Genomic DNA, 25,010 nt, shown 5'->3' with positions numbered 1-25,010 from the left:
TATCGTTTATGTTTTTTTGTCTTGTTCACCCGTCTTGCAGGTGTTGCAAACTTGATCGCGGCCGGATTGACCGATACGCGAGGAGCGATCGTTCAAGCTACGATTGCTGCCTCATCGTATATCAGCTGCCTGTCACCAACCTGTCGCTGCCGCACTCCGCAAGAAAATCGGTTTGAAGACGACGCGCTTGATGAGCCGGCAGATATGGGGGGCTTCTCTCGGATGTTATTCCGTCTGAAATCCAGATCCCTGGATTTCTATCGATCCTGCAACGCGCGGCGCCACTCTTTGAGGAAGCTCGCTCGTTTCGATTGATCGAGATAGGTGAGCAATTCTGCACCAATATGGATCGGCTTGACTGCGCCGCTGCGATCCGCAGGTATCACGCCTTCCGCGCCGAGACCGAGGCGCACAGGACCGACTGACCGGGCCAGGAGAAATTTCTGGCCGCGTTCTGAAAGCAGGTAATCAAGAAACAATTTCGCGGATTCCGGGTGGGGCGCGGTGACGGGTATAAAGGCTATTCGCGACATCAAGGTGATGTAGTCGGCAGGAAACACGATTCCGATAGAGGCATCTTCCTTGGCCCGTTCGATCGCGTAAGACCCTATCATATTGTAGGCGAGCAGATGTTCGCCGGATGAAATCCGATCAAGCACCGTTCCGGTGGTCGAATAGAGCTTGATACCGGCGCTGCCAAACGCACGGACCAAATCCCACGTTGTCCTGGTGATTCCGGCATCGCGCGTGATGAACAGGAAACCGGTCCCGCTCTGCTCCGGGTCATAGGTTGCGATCTTACCTCGATAGATGTCAGGCTTTCGGCTTAGAAGGCTCTTCAGGTCAGTGCGGGTTCGGGGTACATCGGACTCCGCAACGAGGTTCTTGTTATAAACAATGACAATCGGCTCCGCCGTGATGGCATAGGCTTCGTCTTTCCAGATGGCCCAATCCGGGATATGCGCAATTTCCTTCGAGACATAGGGTTGAGCATAGCCGTCATTGACGAGCTTGATCTGCAGATCCATCGCGGAGCTCCAGACAATGTCTCCGGGTGCTGCGCTGGAGGTCGAGGGATCCACGACTTGATTGTAGATATCGTTCGAGTTGATCTTTGTATGGACGATCTCGATGTCCGGATGACTTGCCCGGAAATCGGCAAGCAAGTCGGCGACGTCCGCGTCCTGGGTCGTCGATACGATGTTGAGCTGCTCTCGAGCTCCGGCGATAGCGGATGCTTGCCCTTTGAGAGGGCCGAGCTGCGCCTGCTCCGACATGGCAGGCCACGTCAGCAAGATCCCAACGCACAAGGCCAAGGCTTTGGCAGCCGCCATCGTGACGTTTCCTCGTCCATGAGCCGCTTTGCGGACTTCAGTTTGTTCAGGACCGCAGCCATTCGTACGGCAGCGCACAATCCGGCCTCAACTTGAGCTTTCACCATCACGCTTGGCAAGAGGAAAGCTCACGGAAACCCGCAGACCCCGGCCTTCCGGGCCAGGTGCAAGCACGATTTGGGCCCCGAGACGGTCCGACAAGGCTTTCACGATGGCTAGTCCAAGACCACTGCCTGCAGGGCCGTTCGCCATCGGAATCCGATAAAAACGCTCGAAAACGCGGGCCCGATGGGCCTCCGGAATTCCCGGACCGGTATCCTCGACTTCAATTCGCGCGGTCGTGGCGTCAACAACCGCGCGAACCAGGACCATCCCCCCGGGGCGGTTGTAGCGGATCGCATTGTCGATCAGGTTTGCCAGCAATTCGCCAATCAGGACCGTATTGCCGGCGATGACCGCGGGACAGTCGGATCGATCGAACTGGACGTCGATGTCGTTCGCGAAAGCCTGTGGGGCACGCTCCGACAGGACATTGAAGGCGACCTCATTCAGGTCAACGTTCTCCGCGGCCGGTTGCGCAATGTTCTGCTCGTCGGCCCGTGCCAGTGTCACGAGCTGCCCGAGCAGCCGTTCAAGGCGGTTGATGGCGTTATCGACCTCGTCGAGGGCAGATTGGCCCGCCGGCGTTTCCGACCCCAGGCGTCGCACCAGATCGAGATGCGTCCGCAGTATCGCCAATGGGGTTCGCATCTGATGCGAGGCATCGGCTGTGAATCGGCGCACCAGTCCGATGGCCAGATCCAGCCGCTGTAGCAGGGAATTTACCGCGAGCGCCGGTGCTAAAGCTTCCTGCGGCACCCGGGAAAGGTCGAGCGGACTGAGATTTGGACCGCCCTGAATACCGCGCGCGTCGATTTCTTGCTTGAGTTCGCCAAGCGGCCTCAGGCCTCGATCGACGGCGTACCAGCCGAGGCAAGCGATGAGGCTAATCAACCCGGCCTCGAGCATCGCCAGTCCGATCAGCATTTCACGTTCGACGACGCGGCGCGCCTGCACCGTTTCGGCCACTGCGACGAGGACCAGCTCCGGCCTGCCGTAGACCTGCCGCGCCTGCGCGCCGATACGAACCGTTTTGCCGCGATACGCGCCATCGCGATGGCCGGTTTCGCCAGCCTTCAATCGATCGAAGCCGGATAGTGGAAGATCCTTGTAACCGGTGATCAATTCGCCGAGGTAAGTCACGCTGTAATAGATGCTGTCGTGCGACTGGCTTTCCAGCATGCCGAGCGCAACCTGCGGCAAGTCGACCGTCAGTTCGCCATCTTCCACGCCGACGCGTTCGGCGATGGCGAGAACCGACCCATCGAGCAACCGGTCATGAACTGTCTGCACAACGCGCTGGATCAGCAACATACCGCCGATTCCAAGCACCATCGCCAATACAATGGCGGGCGCCACCAGATTGGTGAGGAGCGTTCGCCTCAACGACGGCCGCCAGGTGGCGATCACTGTACCTCCAGCAGATAGCCTAGCCCGCGGACGGTTCGGATCCGCGGCCCGTCAGGACCGAGTTTCTGGCGAACGCGACCAACATAGAGTTCCGCCGCGTTCGGCGCTACCGCCTCGTCGAAGCCAAATACCTCCGCGATCAGGCGCTCCTTGGAGACGACTTTGCCGGCGCGGGTCATCAGCACTTCCAGCACGGCAAACTCGCGCCGTCGCAATTCAAGCGGCCGGCCGCTCAGTGTAATCGTGCCCGCGGCGCGGTCGAACGCGAGCGGGCCACAGATCAAGGTTGGATTTGGAAGCCCCTGTCCCCTTCTCACGAGCGCGCGAACGCGGGCATCAAATTCGGCGATATCAAATGGCTTGGAGAGATAATCGTCGGCGCCGAGATCGAGCCCGCTGACCTTATCGCCGGTCGCGTAACGGGCAGTCAGAATCATGACCGGAACGGTCGACCCGGCTTGCCGTATCTTGTGCAGGACGCCGAAACCCGACACGTTCGGCAAGTTGATGTCCAGAATGATGAGGCTGTAGGGTTCCAGCAAGGCGGTCTGCGCCGCCGAAGCCCCGTCAGACTCGATATCGACGGCGAACCCGGACAGCTTGAGCCGCTCGGCAAGGCCGCGCGCCATGGCGGCATCGTCCTCGACAATCAGAATCCTCACTGAACAAACCCTTGCGTTCGCACCACCCGTGCGCGGGAGACGTCACCGTGAGGCTAGAAGGACAGTATCGAAAGATCAAATCGGAGCTTCCTCGCGGATGTACGGCTCGCATCCTTCGGACACTTCGCCAGGAGAGGGCCGCGTGCTTCCCGGCATCCCCTCCCTCGACGGTTCGACTTTGCCAGGCCAGTCCCCATATCGTGTGGCAACACGTAACGATACAGCGAGCAGCTTTGATGGCCAGGAGACGCGTGACGGAAACGGAAGCCGACGATCTCCCCCGCTATTTCGTCTGGGTGCGCGGTCTTGAGGGCCCCGAACCGCAGAAATGGATGGCGATGGATTTCGGCGTCGGTGACTGGAAACGGCCGCTCGTGCTCGCCTATCTCGAGCTACCTGAGGGCGAGCGACACTTGCCGTTGTCGGCGCTGGCCCGGCGATATCCGCCGCCGCGGGCAGAGGCTTCGTAGAGGGGCCATCCTGGACGGACGCGAGGATCTCGCCACCCCGTCAACCCAGGGCGAGCAACGCCGCATCACTGGCAGTACTGTTTTCCGCCATAGGTATGACATTTGCCGCCCTCGCTGCTGGCCGGAGCAGACGGCGCGCGCGGGCTCGGTTCGTGGCGGGACACCGCCTTTGGTTTCTGGGGCGACGGATCGGGACGCCGCTGGCACACGCCCTGGGCGTCCAGCACGAATTTGTTGTCACAGACGATCTGGACGCAGCGGTCGCCAACCGCCTTTTGCCCCCTCGCACAAACCAGCGGGCAGATGCGATCGGGCCGGGCGCGCACCGCATCGAGCGCGTCGAGGCTTGCGACCTTCACGTCGAATTTCGTACCGGCATATCTGTTGAAGCTGTCGAGCGCCTTTTGCGACGGTGCAGTCCAGGCGCCATCGGCCGCACCGGGATCGCAACCGACACGCTTCAGGTGCGCCTGGAGCAAGCGGGCGATGTCCGCAGGATCCATCGCTGGCACGCTAGTCGGCGCCACGGCGAGAGCAGCAGCGGGCGCGGCGGGCGGGGTCAGAGCGGCAAGCGTAGCCTGGCGCTCCTTCTCGCGCCGGTCTGCCTCGCGCTTCGCCGCCTCGATCTGTTGCTGCGCCTCCAGCGCGGCCTGCTTCATCGCCTGCTCGACCTGAAGGGCCGCGTCCTCCGCCTGCCGGCGCGCCTCCGCAACCTGCCGCCGGGCATCGTCGAGCTCGCGCTTGGCCTGCTCGGCGATGCGTTGGCGCTCCTTCTCCAGATCGCGCCGGGCCTGCTCGGAGATCTGCTGCGTGGCCCGTTCCGTCTCACGCGCCGCCTGCTCCTCGATCTGTTTCCTGAAATCGTCGCTCTTCTGCCGGACCTGCTGCTCGGCCTGCCGCTGTACGGCATCGGCGTTTTCGCTGATTTTTTCTGCGGCCTCGAGCTTGTCGAGCGCCGCATGCGCAAAGTTGGCATAGATGCCGGTGGCATGAACGGCGAGAAAGGAAAGCCAGGCCTGCTTGGTGCCGGCCTGCGCCGCAAGCTCATAATCCCGCCGGGCTCCCGCGTTCGGATCGATCGGCGGTGCAACCGGCGGCACCAGCGCCACGGTGTCGCCGCCGAGCGATCCGTAGACGAAGGGCTCCTGCCGCCGCCCCGTGCTCTTGAGCACCTCGTCGCGAACCCGGCCAAGCGTCAGGCGAAGGTCGAGGCCCGGTGTCGCCAAATGATTGAGGAGCGCGGTCGCAAACGGGCTGTGCGCACCGTCGCCGTCGCCGGCGACCGCGCCGGCCTTGGCGGCGAACGCAATCAGCGTATCCGCCGTGGCGGGCTCGATCTTGGCGAGGCCGCGGCCCATCGAACGCGTGGCGACACTGCGTGTCATCCGCTCTGCAAACGGATTGTCGCGGCAGGCATCGAGGATGACGAGCCGCAGCCGCTTCGCCGGATTTATCGCCTGGAGAATCCGGTCCAGCGGGACCGCCTCGTCCTCGACGTCGAAATCGCTCTGCAGCCTGGCATCTGCCGGAATCAGGAAGTTCGCGCCGTTCACCTCGATGCCGTGACCGGCGTAATAGACCACGGCCATGTCGGAATCCGCGGCAACCGCAGCAAAATCGCGCACCGCCCGCCGCATCTCGATGACGCCGAGATCGCGGCGAAGCTCCACGATATCGAACCCCATCCGCTTGAACACGTCGCTGATGGCGGCCGCGTCGCTGTCGGGATTGGCCAGCCGCGCGACGCTCTGGTAGTTGGACACACCAAGGACCAGCGCCACTCGCTTGTCGGCCTGCGCGGTCGTCGCCGCTGCCAGCATCAGAGCAATCGCCAGCGCAACACGGCCGGCCAGACGCTGCAGGCGTGACATCGGAGCCGGGAGGATCAATCCGACCATGGTGCAGGCTTCATTCCGTCAAGGAGCCCTAGGCTGGCTCCGGGATGATTTCGAGGGTCTCCTCCCGTAAGTCAACCCGTCTGTGGCCTATCTCACTTCCCGGTGCCGCCGTGGGCGTCAGGCCAAACCTCCGGCGGCCGACGAAGCTCGACCTGATCAAGGAGCCGTATCAGCAGTTCTACAAGAACAATGCCGGTACCGCGCATCTGGTGCAGCGACTGCCGGGCCCGCCCATGCCGCCGGACGAGCCAGTGCGACGAAGCAGTAGGCATCGCGTCGGGAACGCCAGACCGATGCCTTGCGCCCCCATGATTATGGGTGTCGCGGCGCCCGCACCGCGGCTAAACTTGGCCCTGCGCCGCGGGGGACACGCGGTGCAGGACGACGATGATCATGACCGAACAGGGCGAGACGGGTGAAGCCATCACCATCCTCCTCGTCGAGGACGACGCGCCGACCTGCTGGCGGCTCCAGGACGCGCTGGTCAAGGCCGGCTACGAGGTGCGAAGCGCCGGTACGCTGGGAGAGGCTCGTTCGGCGCTGAGCGCGGCTGTGCCGCGCGTGCTGCTCACCGATCTGCGGCTGCCCGACGGCCACGGCGTCGAGCTGATCCGCGAGACAAGGCAACGCTTTCCCGACACCGAGATCATGGTGATCTCGGCGCTCGGCGACGAAGAAAGTGTGATCTCCGCGATCACGGTTGGCGCCACCGGCTATCTCCTGAAGGATGCGTTCCCCACTGATATCGCCACCACCGTGCGCGATCTTGTCGCCGGCCATTCGCCGATCTCGGCCTCGATCGCCCGCTTCATCGTGCGCAGGACGCAAGGTTCCGCGCAGAATGCGGCCGAGCCTCCGCCGGGCCCCGCGCTCAACACCGCAAGGCTCACCCCACGCGAGATCGACATCCTCTGGGGCATTGCCAAAGGTTTCAGCTACGCCGAGATCGCAAGCCATCTCGGCCTGTCCCGGCAGACCGTGCCCGGCCACATCAAGAACATCTATCGCAAGCTCGAAGTGCACACCCGCAGCGAAGCGGTGTTCGAAGCGGTGCAGCAGGGCCTGATCAAGCTGTGAGCGAGATCGTGGCCAAGGCACCGGTCAAACCCGGGCGGCGCCGGCTGCTGGTCTCGCGTCTCGTGCCCTATCTGCTGCTGCAGGCGCTGATAGTGGTCGCGACCGTCCTCGGGCTGCGGCTGCTCCAGCCCAGCGACCCCGACGACTTTGCGCTGAGCGAATTCTCGCTGCGCGAGGACGGCGTGGCACGTCCCGTGACGCTGCCGCATTTCACGTCGTCACGCTATTCCCTGGCCGACCCGCCGCTCTACACCGGCGCCTTCACGTTCCGCCGCGGCGATGTCGCGTCGGGATGGTCGGTATTCCTGCCGCGCTTCAGCAACGCGGTGGAAGTCTCAATCAACGGCGTCGTCATCCTGGATTCCCGACGCGATGCCAACGCCAACCGACCCGACCGCAACACTCCGCAAATCGGGGCGATCCCGTCCTCGCTGCTGCGCGAGGGCACGAACGAGATCGCGGTACGGCTGTTGGTTTGGGGACCGCTCAAGGGCTTTCTCGACACCGTCTATGTCGGGCTGGATGCGGCCTTGCGGCCGGCCTACGAGACACGCACGCTGATGTTCGTCACGTTGCCCGTGGTGTTCTCCGCCTGGCAGTCGATCCTCGCCGTCATCCTGGCGATCATGTGGCTGATGCGCCGCCGCGAGCCGGTTTACGGCGTGCTGGCCGTGGCGATGGTACTCGGCGTAGTGCAGGCCTTTGCGCCGCCACCGGTGCCCCCCTCAACACGTCCCGGCTCGCCGCGGTATTGCTCGCGTCCGCACCGATCGAGAGCGCCCTGGTCGTCGTCTTCGGCGTGCTGTTCTTCGGCTGGCGCTGGCCGCGCTACGGCATGCTGCTGTTCGCGCCGGGGCTCGTCGTGTTCGGCGTCGGACTGATCGCCGGCCCGCCGCTGCCGCGCATTCTGTTTCTCCTGCTTGGCATTCCTACCGTCGGTCTCTGCCTGCTCCTGATGGCCTGCGTCACCGCTGCCGCGGTGGTGCGGCGGCAGGACGCGGCAAGCTTCACGCTCGGCTGCGCGGTGACCATCGTGCTGATCTGCTGGGTCCACGACATGCTGTCGGTGTTCGAGATCGTGACCGACGAGCGCATCTTCCTCTCGCGCCTGTCCTACTCGGCGATGCTGGTCGCGATCGGCGCCGGCTTGACCTGGCGGTTCGCGCGCGCGCTGAACCAGGTCGACAGCTTTGCCGACCAGCTCGTGACGCGCGTACGTGAGGCCGAGGAGCGGCTGAAGGCGAGCTTTGCCCGCGAGGAGGAGCGCGCAAGGGCAGCCGCGCTCGCCAATGAGCGCACGCGGCTGATGCGCGACCTGCATGACGGCCTCGGCGGCCAGCTCATCAGCATCGTGGCACTGTCCGAGCGCGGGCACGAGGGCGCGACCATCACCGACGCTGCCCGTGCGGCGCTGAAGGACCTCCGCCTCGTCATCGACTCCATGGACGACATCGGCGGCGACCTGATGCTCGCACTCGGCTCCTGGCGCGAGCGAGCGACCGCGCAATTGCGACCGCACGACATCGCGCTCGACTGGCACGTGGCCACGCCGCAGGGGCTGCCGCTGCATCCCGAGCTCAGGCCATGGCATGTCATCCAGATCGTGCGCATCCTCGACGAGACCGTGACCAATGCGGTCAAGCACGCACAGGCCCGCCGCATCGCGGTCACCATCGAGACGGTCGACGAAGGTCAGGGGCCGTTCGGTGTGATCAAGGTCGCGGATGATGGCAAGGGCTTTGCGAACGGTTCTGCGCCGGTCGGCAGCGGCAGAGCCACCGACGCGGGCCAGACCGCGCGGGGGCTTCGCAACATGAGGAGCCGTGCCGCGCGCTGCGGGGCGATGCTCGATCTGAGCTCGGATTCCTCAGGCACGCGCGTGCGGCTGCAATTGCCGCAGATTTTCCCCGACAGCGGTGCCGCCGTCGGCTGAAAAGCCCCCTCTCCGAACGTGTGGGACGCGCGGAGAGAGGGACGGGCCGGATGATTTGCCTGCGGAAGACGGGGGTTCGTCCGCAATGCTCCTTCGCCCGAACTCTTTCGTCTTTCTCAGCGCACGCCGACGCGATTGACCGGACCACCGCGATTCATCGGCGTGCCCGCGCGCACGCCGACACCGGGCGCACCGACCCCGGGTGTCGCGACCGCGACTGCGGCGGCCGGCGCAGCGACCACTGCCGCTCTCGGCCGCACCACGCAGCCCTTGGGTATGCCGACCGTCTTGCAATAGACCACCGCCTGCGCCGGGCTCGTGCCCAGCGAGACCGTCGCCGCACCTGCCAGCGCCAAAATTGTCAGCCCGGCGCTCAGCGCTCCCGCTCTTTTCGACATCTTGCTCTCCTGCTTCCCGTTCGGCGTCCCGATGCAATCACCGGGTCTCGCGGCCGACGTGCAGCCTGAATGACAAAAGACGGCGCGCTGATACATGCCATGAAAATGGGGGTACGGCGGCGGGAGGGGCTGGCCGATGCCATGAACATGGCATGGACCTGCGCCCGGCGCTCGCGAGATGGTCCGGCCCGCTTGATCCCAGGCGGGACCAACGACATTCCCAAGGAGGTGTTTTATGAAGATCTCGGTTCTTGCCGTGCTGCTGCTCGCCGCTACCGCCCAGACCGCCGCTGCGCAATCCGGTCCGACGCCGCAGGAGCAGATGACCTGCCGAAGCGACGCGAACAAATTCTGCGCCGAACATATCGGCAAGCCGCCACAGATGAATGCCTGCCTGCGCGAGAACAAGTCGAAGCTTTCGGACGGCTGCCGCAAGGTCGTGGAGTCACACGGCGGGTGAGTGCTCGCGTCCACAACACAAATCTCGGCGGCGTCAAAGCCGTCAGGCCATAGACGTCGATGCGCCGGTCATAGGTCGGGCGCGCGCACGACGGCGAGGATGGACGCTAATCGTCGTCGCCGAATAGCCTGATCTGCGGAAAGCCGCCGCGCGGCCTGCTCGGGACCTCGCGCGCATCGGCATCTTCGCGGATGTTGCGCGCGACGTCGTCCCAATCGGTGCGGTCGCGCATCCCACGCGGATCGCGGAAATCGTAGTGGCGGCGCTCGGCCCAGCGCTCACGGCGCTCCGTCCGGCGCCGTTCAGACGTGGCGCGCTTGACGTCAGAATCCCTGGCCTTGGCATAGGCGTTGTCGGATGAGGATGACGGCTCTGTCGATGCTTGCCGCTCGGCAGGCTTTGCGACTTGCGGAGGCGACGCCGGTGGCGGTTTCGGGGGCTCCACCGCTGCCGCCTGCGAAGGCTGTTGCGCTGGCTGTTCAGCGTTGGCTTGAGTGGTCTGCGTGTCGGGCTTCACCGCTTCGGACTTTGCCTCAGGCTTGGACTCGGCCTTGGCGTCGGATTTGGCTTCGGCCTGCGCTGGCGCGGCGACCATGGCGCCGAAGGCTTGCGAGCCGGTGAGATATTGCAGGCGCTCGGATGGCGCTTCCGTCGTGGCGGGCTTGGCGTCAGCGCGCTGCGCGATCTTGCTGGTATCAGGCCCCTGCTTGGGCGAGACCGGATTCATGATATTGCCGGCGACAATGCCGCCGCCGAGACCAATGGCGATGGCTGCGACGATGGTTCCTGCACCGACGAAATAGGCTGTCGAGGCGCGCATTGGTCCACTCCCTCTTTGGAGCGGGCAACGCTTGTCAATTGCAGGATGTTCCCGATATAGCCGCAGTTCCGGAAGGAACTTGCGCGTCAGATCTGCTGCGCCACCTTCTCGAGCCCAATGATGCGGGCGAGCTTGCGCACTTCCTCTTTCTGGTCGTCACGCAGCTGGAACAGCAGCGGCATCGCGGCCGACTTCAACTGCTGGACCTCGTCGCAATTGGGATCGATCGGCACGCCCTGCACGTTCGGATTGGACAGCTTGTTTGCCGAGATCTTGCGGACAACGTTGCGCAGCGCGGTCTCGACCGACGGCCAGTAATATTCCTGCGACGACGACAACTTCAGACGGTCCCTGATGCCCGCAATCTGTACGTCGGACAACAGCGAATAGGATTTCTGCGGCTGCGGCTTGGCGACGACCTTCGGCTTGGCCGGGACTTCGACGGCAGGAATCTCTGCAGCGGCCGGAGCCTCGTTCACGCTCGCCTTGGGCATCGGGAAATCGGATGGCGTGGCGGCGGCAAACGCCTGACGCAGCGGCTCGGTCAGCACGGGCATTTGCGAGAGCTTGTCCGCCGGAACCTGAACCGGGTCGATGGCGGCCGAGGCTAGCGCCAGCGTCGGAACCAGACGGTCGGCCTTGGCGGCCCGATTGGTTGCAAGCAGCTTGGGCGCCGGCGCCTGCGTGATCATTTCGGCGCTGACGCTGGGCACGCTATCGCGGCCGAGAATGGCGGTGGTGGCGGCGCCGAGGACGAGGAAGCAGGTCAGCACGACGATGGTGATGGCTTTCGACAAACGTCTCTCCGCAACCGGCTTCAAGTCCACGTGATCACTGCCCGCAAACTGGGCGAAAATTAAGGCTTAACCGTGCCATCGCGGCGGCAATCGCGCGGACTGCGGCGACATGATCTGGAAAGGTCAACAAAATCAAGCAGCTAGCGCCAGATCGTAAGCGTCCTGGATGTCGGCCACGATCTCCGAGGCCTCCCAGACTCCACGCGGCTCGACCGATTGCAGCGCCACCGTCCAATTGCCGCCCCGGCGGGTGCGGGGGACGCTGACGATGTCGAAGCGAACATTGCGGCACAGCGGGTGGCGGGCCAGCGCATGGGCCACGCGAACGCGAATTTCGTCCAGCGAAGCCGCCGTCTTGGCGTTGAGAAAGTCGAAGTCCATCGCCTGTCCCTCTCGGTCCTGATTGGCGCCTGAGGGAATTCTGGGCGATCGATGGTTAATCTGCCGTTAAGTGACCGCTTCTAAGGAGCGCTCGACTAACTGTGATGGAGGGGACGGGCCCTGTCGGTCTCCGGTTTTTACGGGGAGAGGCGGCCACCCGCCTCTCGATACTCCGCGACCGTCCGCGCGACGAGATCGTTGGCCTCCATCACTTCGGTTACACCCGATATCGAATGCCCGCCGCTCCAGATATCGCGCCAGCGCTCGGGTCGGCTCTCGCGCGCGTTGACTTCGATGTCCTTGCCGACGTCGATTGCACCGCGCGCCGGCAGATCGTCGGGGTCGAGACCGGCTGCCAGGATCGACGGCTTGAGCATGCTGGTCTGCAGGCCCGTGAACGCGGTGGTCAGCAAGATGTCGTCCGCGCTGCCGTCGACCAGCATTTGCTTGTGACGCTCATCCGCCATGCTCTCCCGCGTCCCGATGAACTTCGTACCCATGTAGCCGAGATCGCAGCCGAGCACTTCGGCCGCGCGCAATGCGTGGCCGTCGCTGATGCCCCCCGCGAGCACGATGATGCCATCGTAGAACGCACGCACCGCGCGGACGAAGGCGAACGGGTTGAGCCAGCCGGTTTGCCCGCCCGCGCCGGCGGTAAGCAGCACGAGCCCGTCGGCACCTGCTTCCGCCGCGCGTTCGGCGTGGCGGATCGAGGCAACATCCGCAAGCACCAATGCGCCGACGTCGTGCAGCGGCTTGAGCACCGTCGTGGGCGAGCCGACCGAGGTGATGACGATCTCCGGCCTGTGGTGCAGCAACACGGCGAGATCCTGCTCCAGCCGTGCATTGGAGCGGTGCACGATCAGGTTTGGGCAAAGCGGCGCGGCCTTTCGGCCGGTTTGATCTTCATGCCGCCGCAGCCGCGCTTCGATGTCGGTGAGCCATTCATCGAGTTGTTCGGTGCTACGGCAATTCGCGGTGGGGAAGCTGCCGATCACGCCGTTGCGGCAGGCCGCGACCATGAGCTCGACGCCCGACACCAGAAACATCGGCGCGGCAATCAGCGGCAGGGCGAGACGACCGTGGAAATGTTGCAGCCGATCTGACGTCACGCGTGCCTCCCTCGCGCGGGCTTAGTCGTTCCATCCCGCATTCCCTGTGCTAGCGTCGCGGTAAACATTGGCACGCCGGAAGCCGATAACAAAGCAGCGAGGAAACATATGTCCGATCCGCTCCATGCATCGTCCCCGACTTGCGCGCAGGCGCTGCGGGCGCTGTCGCGCTATCCGGGCCGAACCGCGTTCGCGTGGCCCGGCGGATCGCTGAGCTATCAGGGCACCATCGACCTGATCGGGCGCATCCAGGGCGTGTTCATGCGGCTTGGATTGCAGCCCGGCGCGCGGGTCGCCTTCCTCACCGCGAACCGCGCCGACACCTGGTGCGCCGGCGTTGCCGCGCAATTGTCGCGGCTCTGCGTCACCTGGCTGCATCCTTTGGGATCGCCGGGAGACCAGATGTTCCAGCTCGAGGATTCCGAGGCCGAGGTGCTGGTGGTCGATGCGGCCGCCTTCCACGATCGCGGCGGCGAGCTCGCCGCGCAGGCGACCTGGCTCAAGGCGGTGTTCACCACGGGACCGGCCAACTATGGCGTCGATCTCTTGCAGGCGATCGAGATCGAAGGCCATGCCAGCGCGCATTGCCTCGCCCGACCCGACGACCTCTCCACGCTGAATTACACCGGTGGCACCACCGGCAAATCCAAGGGCGCGTTGCGCTACCACCGCGAAAATGCCGGAGCCGCGGCCGCGATCCTCGCCGACTTCGAGATTCCCGATGGCGCGCGCTACCTCGCGGTGGCACCGATCAGCCATGTCGCCGGCACGAAAGTGCTACCGACCTTGATGCGGGGCGGCACCGTGCACATGCTGAAGGGTTTCGATCCCGAGGCGGTGCTGGGGACTATCGCACGCGAGCGCATCAACTTCACGCTGTTCGTGCCGACCATGGTCTATGTGCTGCTCGATCATCCCGCATTGAGCAGGACCGACCTCTCCTCGCTCGAGCTGGTGCTCTACGGCGCCTCCGCGATGTCGCCGAGCCGGCTGGTCGAGGGCATCGAACGGATCGGGCCGGTGTTCTCGCAGCTCTACGGCCAGACCGAATGCTACCCAATCTCGGTGCTGCGCAAGGCGGATCACGATCCCAAAACGCCCGAACTGTTCCTGTCCTGTGGCTTCCCGATCGCGGCGTGCGAGGTCAAGATCCTCGACGACAACGACCAGGAGGTGAAGACGGGCGAGGCCGGCGAAATCTGCGTGCGCGCTCCGCATGCGATGGCCGAGTACTGGAAGCGGCCCGACACCACCGCCGAGACGCTCAAGAACGGCTGGGTGCACACCGGCGACATCGCTCGTAAGGACGATCGCGGCTACATGTTCATCCTCGACCGCAAGAAGGACATGATCGTCTCCGGCGGCTTCAACATCTTTCCGCGGGAAATCGAAGACGTGCTGTCACAGCACGCCGATGTGGCCATGGTTGCGGTCGTCGGCATCCCCGACGAGAAATGGGGCGAGGCCGTGACCGCTGTCGTCGTCCTGCGCGAAGGCGCAAAACCTGACGCCGATGAACTGATCAATCTGGTGAAGACGCGAAAAGGCTCGGCTCATGCACCGAAGCAGATCCAGTTCGTCATTCAACTCCCGATGACCGGCGTCGGCAAGGTCGACAAGAAGATGCTGCGCGCGAGCTTTTGGAGCGGGCGGGGCCGGATGGTGGGATAGATAAGGTGCCTCACCGCTTCTCGATCACCAGGCTTTGCACGGCTCGGCCGAAATAGCCCTGCCGGTCGGCGAGCCGCGACATCGCAAGCCCGGCACCATCGGGGCCGATCCAGGAATCACCGTCGAGCAGGATCCATTCGCCGACCGGCTGGCGCGCAAAGCTCACGGTGAGGTCAGCGTTGATGTAGGTCCAGGCGCGGAAATCGAGCGACGAGGCGGTGCCGTTGGAAAAATCGGCCGCGACCACGGCGCGCGTCGCCTGGGAGAGCGGTTCGCCCGCGATCAGGGGATGGTCGACGCGAAACCAGATCGCGCCGGCGCCGGCTTGCCCGAAGCGGCCGCGCGCAGCGCGCATCGAGACTGAACGTACGAACGGGCTGGTAGCGGCATGACCGTCCTCGAGCAGCGAGTCCTCCGGCGACGGCAGCGTAACCGGCAGCGCCTTGACGTGCTCGGGCAGCGTCAGCGCCTGGCGCTTGATCTTGAGCACGGTGGCGCCGACCACCTGGACGCCGTCGGCGAGCAGCTTGACTCCGCAGAGCTGGATCTTGCGGCCCTCGCGCAAGATCTCGGTCGCGATCGTGAGTGGTGCCACCGGCACCGGGCGCATCAGGTCGATGGTGACGCGCGCGATGTCCATTGCAACTGGCGTCGGAATGCGCTCAGCCGCCCACGTCACCAGCGCGGCCGGCGCCGAACCGTGCTGCATACGCCGGTCCCACGGGCCCGCGGCATCCGGGCTGGTGACGACGCTGTCGCCGTCGATGCGGTAGATGGGAGGCATCGTTTCTCCGTGATGCACATTCGGTGCTGAGCAAAAGCTGTCGTCCCGGCGAAGTTCACAACGGCGGATCGACCGCCTCGTCGTATTCCTTCTTGAAGCGCGCGATCATTTCGGCGGCTGGCACGATGCCGTCGATGCTGCCGACGCCCTGGCCCGAACCCCAGATTTCCTTCCAGGCTTTTGGCTTGGCGCGCTCGCCGGAGGCGTCGGTGCCGAAGTTCATCTTGGAGGGATCTGACGTCGGCAGGTTCTCCGGATCCATACCGGCGGCGAGAATCGACGGCTTCAGATAGTTGCCGTGCACGCCGGTGAACAGGTTGGAATAGACGATGTCGTCAGCCGTCGCGCCCGCGATCATCTCCTTGTATTTGTCGACGGCATTGGCTTCCTTGGTGGCGATGAAGGCCGAGCCGATATAGGCAAAGTCGGCGCCAAGTATGCGCGCGGCGCGGATCGCCTTGCCGTTGCCGATCGCGCCCGACAGCGCGATCGGGCCGTCGAACCATTTTCGCGTCTCGGCGACGAACGCCAATGGCGAGATCGTGCCGGCATGGCCGCCGGCGCCCGCGGCGACCAGGATCAGGCCGTCGGCGCCCTTCTCGATCGCCTTGTGCGCAAACTTCTGGTTGATCACATCGTGGAAGACGATGCCGCCCCAGCCGTGCACGGCCTGATTGAGCTCCTCGCGTGCGCCGAGCGAGGAGATAATCATCGGCACCTTGTACTTGGCGCAAAGCTGCATGTCGTGATCGAGCCGGTTGTTCGACTTGTGCACGATCTGGTTGACCGCAAACGGCGCCGACGGCTTGTCGGGATGCGCGCGATCATAGGCCGCGAGCTCTTCGGTGATGCGCGCCAGCCACTCGTCAAGCAGCTCCGGCGGCCGCGCGTTCAGCGACGGAAACGAGCCGACCACGCCCGCCTTGCACTGCGCGATCACGAGATCGGGCACCGAGATGATGAAGAGCGGCGAACCGATCACGGGGATCGACAGGCGTCCCTTGAACAAGGCAGGCATGGACATTGCGAGACGATCCTCTGTTGGCGGTCACATCGAAGTTGGGAGCCATACCAACAAGGCAATCTTTCCACTGTCAAGTATTGCGTTTTAGCGCCGTGGAGGGACGCCGTTACCGCAATTCCAAGCCGCGGAATTCAGCGCGGACCGACGACATCACGCAAGCAAATCCGGATTGATCAGCCGCTCGAACGAGAACATCTCGTCCCATTTCTCCTGGGTCAGCAGCTTGCGCTCGACGACGACGATCTGATGCAGCGACTTGCCGCTCTTGTAGCCCTCGCGCGCGATCTCGGCGCATTCCTTGTAGCCGAGCAGCGGCTTCAGCACCGTGACGATACCGAGCGAATTCAGCACCATGTTGCGGGTGTGCTCCTCGTTGGCAGTGATGCCGACGACGCAATTCTCACGCAGGCTGTTGACCGCGCGCTCCATGGTGCGGATCGAGAAGAACAGCGCGAACGAGATCACCGGCTCCATCACATTGAGCTGGAGCTGACCCGCGGACGCCGCGAGCGTCACGGTGGTGTCGAGCCCGATCACGAGGAAGCTAGTCTGGTTGACGACCTCGGGGATGACAGGATTGACCTTGCCGGGCATGATCGAGGAGCCCGGCTGAAGCTGCGGCAGGTTGATCTCGTTGAAGCCGGCACGCGGGCCCGAGGCGAGCAGGCGGATGTCGTTGCAGATCTTGGTCAGCTTGCTCGCGGTGCGCTTGAGCACGCCGGAGAGCTGCACATAGGCGCCTGTATCCGACGTCGCCTCCACGAGATCGCCTGCTAGGATGAAGTCGACGCCGGTGAGCGCGCTCAGATGCCGGACCGCGAGCTTGGGATAGCCGTGCGCCGCGGTGACGGAGGTGCCGATCGCGGTGGCGCCGAGATTGATCTCGCGCAGCAGCGCGCGGGCCTCGGAGATTCGATCGACCTCCTCGCCCATGGTGGTGCCCCAGCCGCGGAATTCGGCGCCGAGCGACATCGGCACCGCGTCCTGCAAATGGGTGCGGCCCATCTTCAGCACGCGCTCGAACTCCCTGCCCTTGGCGAAGAACGCCTCCTGGAGCTGACGCAGCGCCGTCATGTAGCTCTCGAGCCGCAGGATCAGCGCCAGCCGAAAGGCGGTCGGATAGGTGTCGTTGGTGGACTGGCCGTAATTGACGTGATCGTTGGGGCTGACGTGCTGGTAGTCGCCCTTGGCAAAGCCGAGCGATTCCAGCGCGAGATTGGCGATCACCTCGTTGGCGTTCATGTTGGTGGAGGTGCCGGCCCCGCCCTGGATGAAGTCGGTGACGAACTGGTCCATCATATCGCCGGCGATGACGCGATCGCAGCCCACGATGATGGCTTCCGCGACTTTGGTGTCCACCGCGCCGAGATCGCGGTTGGCCATGGCGGCGGCCTTCTTGACGTAACCAAGCGCCTTCACGAAGTAAGGCTCCTGGTTCATCGGAATGCCGGTGATGTGGAAGTTCTCCTTCCCGCGGATGGTCTGGACGCCGTAATAGATGTCGTCGGCGATCTCACGCTGTCCGAGGAAGTCCTGCTCCGTGCGGCTCATGGGCGCTCCTTGCTTGCTCGCGCGACGTCCTCAGTTCTGGCACAGCGCGCTGGTGACGAAGGTATCAGTGCGGCAGTCATCCGGTTTGCGTTGCCTGCCCGGGATCAGAACCTTGGCCGAGCACTTTTCCGCGGAGTCGGCATTCAGGCTCTTGCCTTCCGTGTAGCCCTTGCTCTGGCAGAGTTTGTCGGCGGCGAGCTTGCAGTCGGGCGCGCCGTTCGACGAGGCCGGACAGGCCACGCGTCCCGACACCATGGTCGACGGCTTCGCCAGGCGCGACAAATCGTTCATGGTCTCGCTCGGGCTTTTGATCGGCGGCAGGATCGAGGGCAGCTTTTCGAACAGCTTGCCCATTTCGTTGATCAGCCCGGGGTTTTCCTCGTGCGCCGGCGGCGACGAAGGAGCTGTCGAGGGCGCCGGTGCGGCCTGCGGTCCTTGCTCCTGCAAGCCGAGCGCCGGCGGTGCGGATTGCGGCCATCCGGTACCGCCGGCAGCGAGCAGGACCGAAAGCGCCGCAAATGTCAGCGTGCCCAGTCGCAGGACCGGATTGCCGGATCGAAGCATCATGGCGGCAACCGTAGCCGAACGAGGCGCGGTGGCAAAGCGCCTTGGGCGTTAGATCAATTTGATTGCGACGACAAAGCCGAGCACGAGCACCGCGGCGCCGATTGCCACCACCAATCCGAGATGCTTCTCGATCTTGATCCGGATCCAGTCGCCGTAGCGGTTTAGCAGGATCGCCACGATAAAGAAGCGCCCGCCACGCGCCACGATCGAGCACAGGATGAAGAGCCCGAGATTGTAGCCGGCAAAGCCGGACGTGATGGTCACGAGCTTGTAGGGGATCGGCGTGAGGCCCTTGAGCAGGATGATCACGGCGCCCCATTCGGCATAGGAGGCGCGGAAGGCGTCGACCTTGCCGCCGAGGCCATAGACTTCGATCAGCCAATGGCCGACCGAGTCGAAGAGCAGCGCACCGATAGCGTAGCCCAGAAGGCCACCCAGCACCGACGTCGCAGTGCAGATCGCCGCATAGACCCAGGCGCGTTGCGGGCGCGCCAGTGACATCGGGATCAGCATCACGTCCGGCGGGACGGGAAAGAAGGAGCTTTCAGCGAAAGCCACGGCGCCCATGATCCAGAGCGCGTAAGGCTTGTGAGCGGCGTCGATGCACCAGTCGTAAATACGTTTCAGCATGGCGCCGCGATGAAGCACCATGGGACGGATTTGTCCATGCCGAGATGGGACCGATTTGTGCCAATACTAGTGGCGCTTGCGCGCGGTGCGGCCTTCGAGCGCGACGATTGGCCGCCTGGCGGCGACACGCGGTGACGCAACTTTGGGCAGTTTCATAGCCGACTTCGGCAGTTTCTCGGCGATGCCGAGCATGTCTTCACGCCGCGTCATCTCGCGCCAGACGTCCTCGGGGCGCACGCCGGCCGAGGCCCAGAGCACGGTCAGATTGTAGAGTAGATCTGCGCTTTCCCGGATCACGGCTTCGCTATCGCCGTTGACCGCGTCGATGACGACCTCGATGGCCTCTTCAGCCAGCTTCTTCGCCATTTTTGACGGGCCGCGCTGAAACAGCCGCGCTGTGCGCGATGTTGCCGGATCAAGGTCCCTGGCCGCGAGCACAGCCAGATATAGCCGCTCAAGCGAATCACTCATGTACGCGACGCTACTCTAAACCCATGGCCAGCGCGTTAACGCGCGATAGTAGAGCCCAAAAAGGGGCCGCCGCGGCAAGCACGACGGCCCGTTTGTGGTCAACCTTTTGTTGTGGCCAAAACTAGTAGCAGTTGGTGCGGTGGCCCTGGCCGCAGAGCTCCGACGGAGCCGTGCCGCCGTAACGCTGATACTGGTAGTTCGGGCCGGGTCCGTAATACGGGCCGTCGCCGTAATAGGCAGGGCCGCTGTAATAGGCGGGGCCGCCATAATAGGGGCCATCGTCATAGGCGTAGGCGTTGCGGGTCGCGGCGATCGCAAGACCGGTGCCGACGATGCCGGCAAACGCTGCAGCAGCCGCCGCGCCACCGCCGCCACCATGCCAATGACGGCCGCCCGCGTAGGAAGCGGTCGGGGTTATTGCGGTCAGCGCCAGCACCGCGGCGGTAGCGAGAACGGCCTTACGGCCGGCAAATCCTGAAAATCTGTCAAACATGTCCTGGACCCTCCTTGGGACCTCGAATGGTGCCTGATGACAGGCTCGTGTCTCTCAAACACCCGCATCCCATGTTGGGTTCCCCAACCCCAACACAAGCTGAACGGGGTTGCGTGATCGTGACGCAACCGCCGCTCATCCGCCGTTCATGTTGGCGCGAACAAGCTTGTCGCCAGCCGGCGCTCCGAGCGTCACCAAGCCATAACAACACCGGACCGGCGCGACTGATGTTCGAATTCACGACAATTGCTCTTCGCGGTCTGCTGGCCGCTGCAATCTCGCTTGCGGTGCTGACTGCGCGCGATGCTACCGCGGCCGAGACCGTCGTGCCCTCCATTGCGATCCACTTCACCTTCGACCGCCCGATCGATGCGAGCATGGCGCCGTTCTTTCTTGCCGCCAAGGACGGCAGCTTCGGCGCCGAACGTCTCAACGTCTCCTTCAGCAGCGCGGCCGGATCGCCGGAGGCGCTTGCGCGCGTCGCCAAGGGCAACAGCGAGCTCGCGCTCGTCGACATCAACGAGCTGATCCGCTTCCGCGACAAGGATGCGACCCCGGTCAAGGCGGTATTCGTGCTGTTCAACCGCGCGCCCTACGCGATCGTCGCCCGCAGGAGCCGCGGCATCCACCTCCTGCCCGACCTGGACGGCAAAACCGTCGGCGTTGCCGATAGCGATCTGTCGATGCGGCTGTGGCCGGCGCTGGCGCAGCAGAACGGCATCGACACGGCTCACGTGAAATTCCACAAGATCAGCGCCGCGGTGCGCGAGCCGATCCTCTCCGCGGGACAGGTCGATGCCGTCGCCGGCTTCAGCTATCTCTCGGCAGTGAACCTGCGCGACCGCGGCGTGCCAGGCGGCGATCTCGTCGCGCTTCGCTATGCCGATTATGGTTGCGAGGCCTATGGCTTTGCCGTCGTGGTCAACCCGGCTTTCGCCGCGGCCAAGCCGGACACCGTGAAGGGATTCGTCCGCGCATTGATCGCCGGCATCAACGCGACCGTCAAGGACCCGGCGCGTGCGGCGGACGAAGCCGCGAGCCGCATCGACGGCGGCGATCGCGATCTTGAGCTGGAGCGGCTGCGCACCGTCCTCGTCGACAACATCCTGACGGACGAGGTCCGTCGCAACGGCCTCGGCGACATCGACCCGGCGCGCATGGATCGCGCGATCGACCAGATCGGGCAGGATTTCAAATTCCGCAACCGGCCGGCGGCGGGCGACATCTTCGACAGCGGGTTCTTGCCGCCAGTTGCAGGGCGGTTGATCAACTGAGCAAAACCGACAGCTTCCGCTATATCTCACGGGCGATCCCTGATTAGAGTATGCGCTCACTCCGTTCCAGCCGCCCGAGCTCCTCGCCCATGCCCATTCTCCGCCTCTACACCCGCGTTCTCGAGCTGCTCGGTAAGGAGGCACGGCTGGGCTGGCTGCTTGCGGTCGTCAATCTCCTGCTTGCGGGCTCGCAATTCGCCGAACCGGTGCTGTTCGGCCGGATCGTCGATGTGCTCTCCGGCAAGACGGTCGCAGGCTCCAACTCGGCCTGGCCGTTCCTGGTTGCATGGGTCGCGTTCGGGCTGTTCACCATCGTCTGCAGCGCGGTCGTAGCGTTGCAGGCCGACCGGCTCTCCCACCGCCAGCGGCAGGCGGTCCTGACGGACTATTTCGAGCACATCCTGCAGCTGCCTCTGACCTTCCATTCGGGCACCCATTCGGGCCGGTTGATGAAGGTGATGCTGAACGGCACAGATGCGCTGTGGCGGTTATGGGTCGGCTTCTTTCGAGAGCATTTTGCCGCGATCCTCTCGGTCGTGGTGCTGCTGCCGCTATCGCTCTACCTGAACTGGCGGCTTGCAATCCTGCTGTTCGTGCTCTGCATCGTCTTCACCGCGCTGACCACCTTCGTGGTGCGCAGAACCTTCGGCATGCAGATGGAGGTGGAGGAGCACTACAGCGAGCTCTCCGCGCGCGCGTCCGACGCCCTTGGCAACGTCGCGCTGGTGCAGAGTTTCGTCCGCGTCGAATCCGAGGTGAAGGGCCTGCGCTCCGTCGCCGACGAGTTGCTAGCGGCGCAAATGCCGGTGCTGTCGTGGTGGGCACTCGTCACCGTCATCACGCGCGCCTCCACCACGATCACCGTGCTCGCGATCTTCACTTTCGGCATCGCGCTGCACGACCAGGGGCTGACCTCTGTCGGCGAGATCGTCATGTTCGTGAGCTTCGCGACGCTTCTGATCCAGAAGCTGGAGCAGGTCGTGAGCTTCATCAACAACGTGTTCATGGAAGCCCCGCGCCTGCGCGAGTTCTTCAACGTGCTCGATGCGGTTCCTGCGGTGCACGACCGGCACGACGCGATCGATGCGGGTCGGCTCTCCGGCCTCGTCGAATTCAACGACGTCACCTTCTCCTATGACGGCAAGCGGCCGGCGGTCGAGGACCTCTCCTTCACCGCGCTTCCCAGCCAGACCATCGCACTGGTCGGCGCGACGGGCGCCGGCAAGTCGACGGCGATTGCGCTGCTGCATCGCGCCTTCGATCCGCAGTCCGGCTTCATCAGGATCGACGGCATGGACGTGCGCGGGGTGACGCTGACATCGCTGCGGCGGAACATCGGCGTGGTCTTTCAGGAGGCGCTGCTGTTCAACCGCTCGATCGCGGAGAATTTGCGCGTCGGCAAGCCGGACGCCACCGAGGCCGAGATGCGCAAGGCGGCGGAGCGCGCGCAGGCGCTCGAATTCATCGAGCGCAGCGGCGGCTTCGAGACCAATGCCGGCGAGCGGGGCCGGATGCTGTCGGGTGGTGAGCGCCAGCGGCTGTCGATCGCACGTGCACTGCTGAAGGATCCGCCGATCCTGATCCTGGACGAGGCGACGAGCGCACTCGACGCCGTCACCGAGGCCAAGGTGAATACCGCTCTCGACGAAGTGATGAAGGGCCGCACCACCTTCGTGATCGCCCACCGTCTCTCCACCATCCGCAATGCCACGCGTATCCTGGTGTTCGAGAACGGGCGCGTGATCGAAAGCGGAACTTTCGATGAACTCGTGGCCAAAGGCGGCCATTTCGCCGACCTCGCCAGGGCTCAATTCATGGTTCAGGAGAACGCACGGGCCAGCGTGACAGCGGCTGAGGCTGCCGCGACGGCCGCCAAGTCGCCTTAACAAGCCGCCTTGGCAAGTCCCCATCGTATCGTCGAAATTCGGCCCATTTCATTGCGGAATACCCGGCTGATGCCCCTATTCCCGACGCACCAGCCGGTATAGGTTTGCGGCGCCGCAAGCGGCGGCGCTGGATTTCAGAACCGAACATCAGATCACGAGAGCCGACCGGAACCGGCGGGTCTCCAAGGACCGGAATCGGATAGTGCACGCTCTTCGCCCGCTGCTTCGTCAATCCCTGTTCAACCTGTTCGCCGCGGCACTCGCGTGTGCCGCGTTGCTCGCGCCGCGCGCGGCGAGCGCCGAAGCGCTGCTCCTGATCGAGGCCGATAGCGGCAAGGTGCTGCAGGCGGAGAACGCGACCATTCCCTGGTATCCGGCTTCCGTCACCAAGATCATGACCGCCTATGTGACGCTGAAGGCGGTCAAGGACGGCAAGCTCACACTCGACACACTGCTCACGGTTTCGCCGACGGCAGCCTCGCAGTCGCCCTCGAAGATGGGCTTTCGCCCGGGAACGCAGCTTACCGTCGACAACGCGCTCAAGATGATGATGGTGAAATCGGCGAACGACATGGCCGTCGTGCTCGCCGAAGGCGTTGGCGGTTCGATCGATGGTTTCTCGGCGCTGATGAACGACACGGCGCAGAAGCTCGGCATGACGCAGACGAGCTACGTCAATCCGAACGGCCTGCCCGCCGACGGACAGATCACCTCCGCGCGGGATCTTGGCATTCTCGCGCGCTCGTTCCTGCGCGACCTGCCCGAGTACGAGTACTTCGTGCACATTCCGGCAATCCGCTTCGGCAAGCGCGTCACCGGCAATTTCAACAAGCTGATCGGCCGCTATCCCGGCGCCGACGGTTTCAAGACCGGCTTCATCTGCGCCTCCGGCTACAATCTCGTCGCGTCGGCCACCCGCAACGGCCGCCGGCTGATCGCCGTCGTGCTGGGCGCCAACTCCGGGACCGCGCGCGCGGTGAAGGCGGCGCAGCTGCTGGAGCGCGGCTTCTCGCAAGATAATCTCACCTGGCTCCGCCCCTCGCTCGGCACCGTTGACAAGCTGGTCTCGGTCGACGCCTCGCCGCCGAACCTGCGTGACGACATGTGCGGCGGCCATCGCAAGCGGCCGGCCAGCGACGATGACGACGCGCTGATCGCGGCCAATGGCGGCACGTCCGGGTCCGCCTCGGCCACCGGCGGCGAAGCCCAAGTCACCTTCTTCACGGCCGGGCTTCAGCCGCCTCTGATGAAGGCCTCCGAGCTGATGGCCTCGGCCCCGGCGGCGGCCGAGCCCGTGCTGGTGTATACCGGTCCGACCCGCACCGGGACCGCCCTGATCGCGGCGGTCGCGGCCGATGCCGACCAGCAGGCCACGCCAAAGCCGCGTGGCAAGAAGTCGCGCGTCGCCAAAAAGCCCGACGCGGCAGACAAGCCGAAGGATGCCAAGACGGCGGCGGCGAAGCCCGATGCCAAGACGGCGGCGGCCGCAAAGCCGGCCGACGGCAAGTCCGCAGCTAAGCCGGCCGGTACCAAGCATGCCGCAGCCAAGCCCGATGCGGTGGCAAAGCCTGCGGTGAGCGGCGAGGCGGCCAAGCCCGCCAAGCCCAAGGCCGCGACCAAGCCCGCCAAGCCCGCCAACAACAGTTAACAGCCGACGCGAGGCGAGACCGCGCCGCACTTCGCAGTTGCGGCAGCGCCATTTGCAAGGATTCCGGTAGCCACTCCCTGACGTTTGTCCTAAGCCTCGACCGCTTGCCACCCGTTCCGGCAGGCTCGATACTGACGGCAACGAGGCAAGCCCGAGACAC

23 protein-coding genes and 1 pseudogene are annotated in these 25,010 nt (G+C 64.5%); 8 read left to right on the top strand and 16 right to left on the bottom strand.

The window, feature by feature from the left end; genetic code table 11:
* Positions 1–257: 257 nt before the first annotated feature.
* The 3 genes from IVB42_RS21885 to IVB42_RS21875 form a co-directional block, all read right to left on the bottom strand.
* Complete coding sequence (locus tag IVB42_RS21885) at positions 258–1,334, bottom strand: ABC transporter substrate-binding protein (protein ID WP_085350789.1); 1,077 nt, start codon at positions 1,332–1,334, stop codon at positions 258–260.
* An 87-nt stretch (positions 1,335–1,421) separates the two neighbouring features.
* Complete coding sequence (locus tag IVB42_RS21880) at positions 1,422–2,843, bottom strand: sensor histidine kinase (RefSeq protein ID WP_018453162.1); 1,422 nt, start codon at positions 2,841–2,843, stop codon at positions 1,422–1,424.
* Complete coding sequence (locus tag IVB42_RS21875) at positions 2,840–3,505, bottom strand: response regulator transcription factor (RefSeq protein ID WP_018453161.1); 666 nt, start codon at positions 3,503–3,505, stop codon at positions 2,840–2,842. Before IVB42_RS21875 ends, IVB42_RS21880 begins: the two co-directional genes overlap by 4 nt.
* Positions 3,506–3,741: 236 nt before the next feature.
* Between IVB42_RS21875 and IVB42_RS21870 the strand changes: the two genes are divergently transcribed.
* Positions 3,742–3,975: a hypothetical protein gene (locus IVB42_RS21870; RefSeq protein ID WP_026232472.1), complete on the top strand. Its 234-nt coding sequence runs from the start codon at positions 3,742–3,744 to the stop codon at positions 3,973–3,975.
* Positions 3,976–4,040: 65 nt separating this feature from the next.
* Here the strand turns inward: IVB42_RS21870 and IVB42_RS21865 are convergent, their stop codons facing one another.
* Entirely contained in the window at positions 4,041–5,873 is a 1,833-nt protein-coding gene (locus IVB42_RS21865; protein ID WP_247369883.1) for a caspase family protein, read from the bottom strand.
* A 393-nt stretch (positions 5,874–6,266) separates the two neighbouring features.
* Here IVB42_RS21865 and IVB42_RS21860 point away from each other — a divergent pair, with 393 nt between their 5' ends.
* Together IVB42_RS21860 and IVB42_RS21855 are read left to right on the top strand one after the other, a co-directional pair.
* Entirely contained in the window at positions 6,267–6,950 is a 684-nt protein-coding gene (locus tag IVB42_RS21860) for a response regulator transcription factor (protein WP_018453158.1), read from the top strand.
* Positions 6,947–8,883: pseudogene (locus tag IVB42_RS21855) on the top strand (ATP-binding protein). The gene IVB42_RS21860 and the pseudogene IVB42_RS21855 overlap by 4 nt, the downstream one beginning before the upstream one ends.
* Positions 8,884–8,999: 116 nt before the next feature.
* Here IVB42_RS21855 and IVB42_RS21850 read toward each other — a convergent pair.
* Positions 9,000–9,281 (bottom strand): hypothetical protein, encoded by a 282-nt coding sequence (locus IVB42_RS21850; RefSeq protein WP_026232471.1) that lies wholly within the window; start codon positions 9,279–9,281, stop codon positions 9,000–9,002.
* 235 nt (positions 9,282–9,516) lie between these two features.
* Between IVB42_RS21850 and IVB42_RS21845 the strand changes: the two genes are divergently transcribed.
* A complete protein-coding gene (locus IVB42_RS21845; RefSeq protein ID WP_018453155.1) occupies positions 9,517–9,741 on the top strand; it encodes a cysteine rich repeat-containing protein in 225 nt (74 codons plus the stop codon).
* A gap of 106 nt (positions 9,742–9,847) precedes the next feature.
* Here the strand turns inward: IVB42_RS21845 and IVB42_RS21840 are convergent, their stop codons facing one another.
* From IVB42_RS21840 to IVB42_RS21825, 4 genes are all read right to left on the bottom strand, one after another.
* Positions 9,848–10,561: a hypothetical protein gene (locus IVB42_RS21840; protein ID WP_018453154.1), complete on the bottom strand. Its 714-nt coding sequence runs from the start codon at positions 10,559–10,561 to the stop codon at positions 9,848–9,850.
* A gap of 86 nt (positions 10,562–10,647) precedes the next feature.
* Positions 10,648–11,358 (bottom strand): hypothetical protein, encoded by a 711-nt coding sequence (locus IVB42_RS21835; protein WP_018453153.1) that lies wholly within the window; start codon positions 11,356–11,358, stop codon positions 10,648–10,650.
* A 132-nt stretch (positions 11,359–11,490) separates the two neighbouring features.
* Complete coding sequence (locus IVB42_RS21830) at positions 11,491–11,739, bottom strand: hypothetical protein (protein WP_018453152.1); 249 nt, start codon at positions 11,737–11,739, stop codon at positions 11,491–11,493.
* A 137-nt stretch (positions 11,740–11,876) separates the two neighbouring features.
* Positions 11,877–12,851, bottom strand: coding sequence for a nitronate monooxygenase (locus tag IVB42_RS21825; protein ID WP_018453151.1), 975 nt, complete (start codon positions 12,849–12,851; stop codon positions 11,877–11,879).
* Between the two features lie 108 nt (positions 12,852–12,959).
* Between IVB42_RS21825 and IVB42_RS21820 the strand changes: the two genes are divergently transcribed.
* The gene (locus IVB42_RS21820; protein ID WP_247395386.1) at positions 12,960–14,522 is read left to right on the top strand and encodes an AMP-binding protein; all 1,563 of its coding nucleotides are present in this window, start codon (positions 12,960–12,962) and stop codon (positions 14,520–14,522) included.
* A 10-nt stretch (positions 14,523–14,532) separates the two neighbouring features.
* Here IVB42_RS21820 and IVB42_RS21815 read toward each other — a convergent pair whose 3' ends face one another.
* The 7 genes from IVB42_RS21815 to IVB42_RS21785 all read right to left on the bottom strand — a co-directional run bounded on the left by IVB42_RS21815 (position 14,533) and on the right by IVB42_RS21785 (position 20,042).
* The gene (locus IVB42_RS21815) at positions 14,533–15,306 is read right to left on the bottom strand and encodes a thioesterase family protein (protein ID WP_247299252.1); all 774 of its coding nucleotides are present in this window, start codon (positions 15,304–15,306) and stop codon (positions 14,533–14,535) included.
* A 55-nt stretch (positions 15,307–15,361) separates the two neighbouring features.
* Entirely contained in the window at positions 15,362–16,330 is a 969-nt protein-coding gene (locus tag IVB42_RS21810) for a nitronate monooxygenase family protein (RefSeq protein WP_018453149.1), read from the bottom strand.
* Between the two features lie 150 nt (positions 16,331–16,480).
* A complete protein-coding gene (locus IVB42_RS21805) occupies positions 16,481–17,881 on the bottom strand; it encodes an aspartate ammonia-lyase (protein ID WP_018453148.1) in 1,401 nt (466 codons plus the stop codon).
* Positions 17,882–17,911: 30 nt separating this feature from the next.
* Positions 17,912–18,448, bottom strand: coding sequence for a hypothetical protein (locus tag IVB42_RS21800; protein WP_018453147.1), 537 nt, complete (start codon positions 18,446–18,448; stop codon positions 17,912–17,914).
* 48 nt (positions 18,449–18,496) lie between these two features.
* Complete coding sequence (locus IVB42_RS21795) at positions 18,497–19,099, bottom strand: YqaA family protein (protein WP_085385485.1); 603 nt, start codon at positions 19,097–19,099, stop codon at positions 18,497–18,499.
* A gap of 45 nt (positions 19,100–19,144) precedes the next feature.
* Positions 19,145–19,549, bottom strand: coding sequence for a phosphoribosyl-ATP diphosphatase (hisE, locus tag IVB42_RS21790; protein WP_007597487.1), 405 nt, complete (start codon positions 19,547–19,549; stop codon positions 19,145–19,147).
* Positions 19,550–19,670: 121 nt separating this feature from the next.
* A complete protein-coding gene (locus IVB42_RS21785) occupies positions 19,671–20,042 on the bottom strand; it encodes a hypothetical protein (RefSeq protein ID WP_018453145.1) in 372 nt (123 codons plus the stop codon).
* Between the two features lie 227 nt (positions 20,043–20,269).
* Here IVB42_RS21785 and IVB42_RS21780 point away from each other — a divergent pair, with 227 nt between their 5' ends.
* The 3 genes from IVB42_RS21780 to IVB42_RS21770 all read left to right on the top strand — a co-directional run bounded on the left by IVB42_RS21780 (position 20,270) and on the right by IVB42_RS21770 (position 24,850).
* On the top strand, positions 20,270–21,316 hold the full coding sequence (locus IVB42_RS21780; RefSeq protein ID WP_018453144.1) for an ABC transporter substrate-binding protein: 1,047 nt from the start codon (positions 20,270–20,272) through the stop codon (positions 21,314–21,316).
* 89 nt (positions 21,317–21,405) lie between these two features.
* Positions 21,406–23,202: a glucan ABC transporter ATP-binding protein/ permease gene (locus IVB42_RS21775; RefSeq protein ID WP_018453143.1), complete on the top strand. Its 1,797-nt coding sequence runs from the start codon at positions 21,406–21,408 to the stop codon at positions 23,200–23,202.
* 202 nt (positions 23,203–23,404) lie between these two features.
* A complete protein-coding gene (locus tag IVB42_RS21770) occupies positions 23,405–24,850 on the top strand; it encodes a D-alanyl-D-alanine carboxypeptidase family protein (RefSeq protein ID WP_247395387.1) in 1,446 nt (481 codons plus the stop codon).
* Positions 24,851–25,010 lie beyond the last annotated feature (160 nt).

Source organism: Bradyrhizobium sp. 45, assembly GCF_023073155.1.
Classification (GTDB): domain Bacteria; phylum Pseudomonadota; class Alphaproteobacteria; order Rhizobiales; family Xanthobacteraceae; genus Bradyrhizobium; species Bradyrhizobium canariense_D.
The sequence above is the reverse complement of the archived record's forward strand: the minus strand, read 5'-3'. Positions and strand labels throughout refer to the sequence as shown.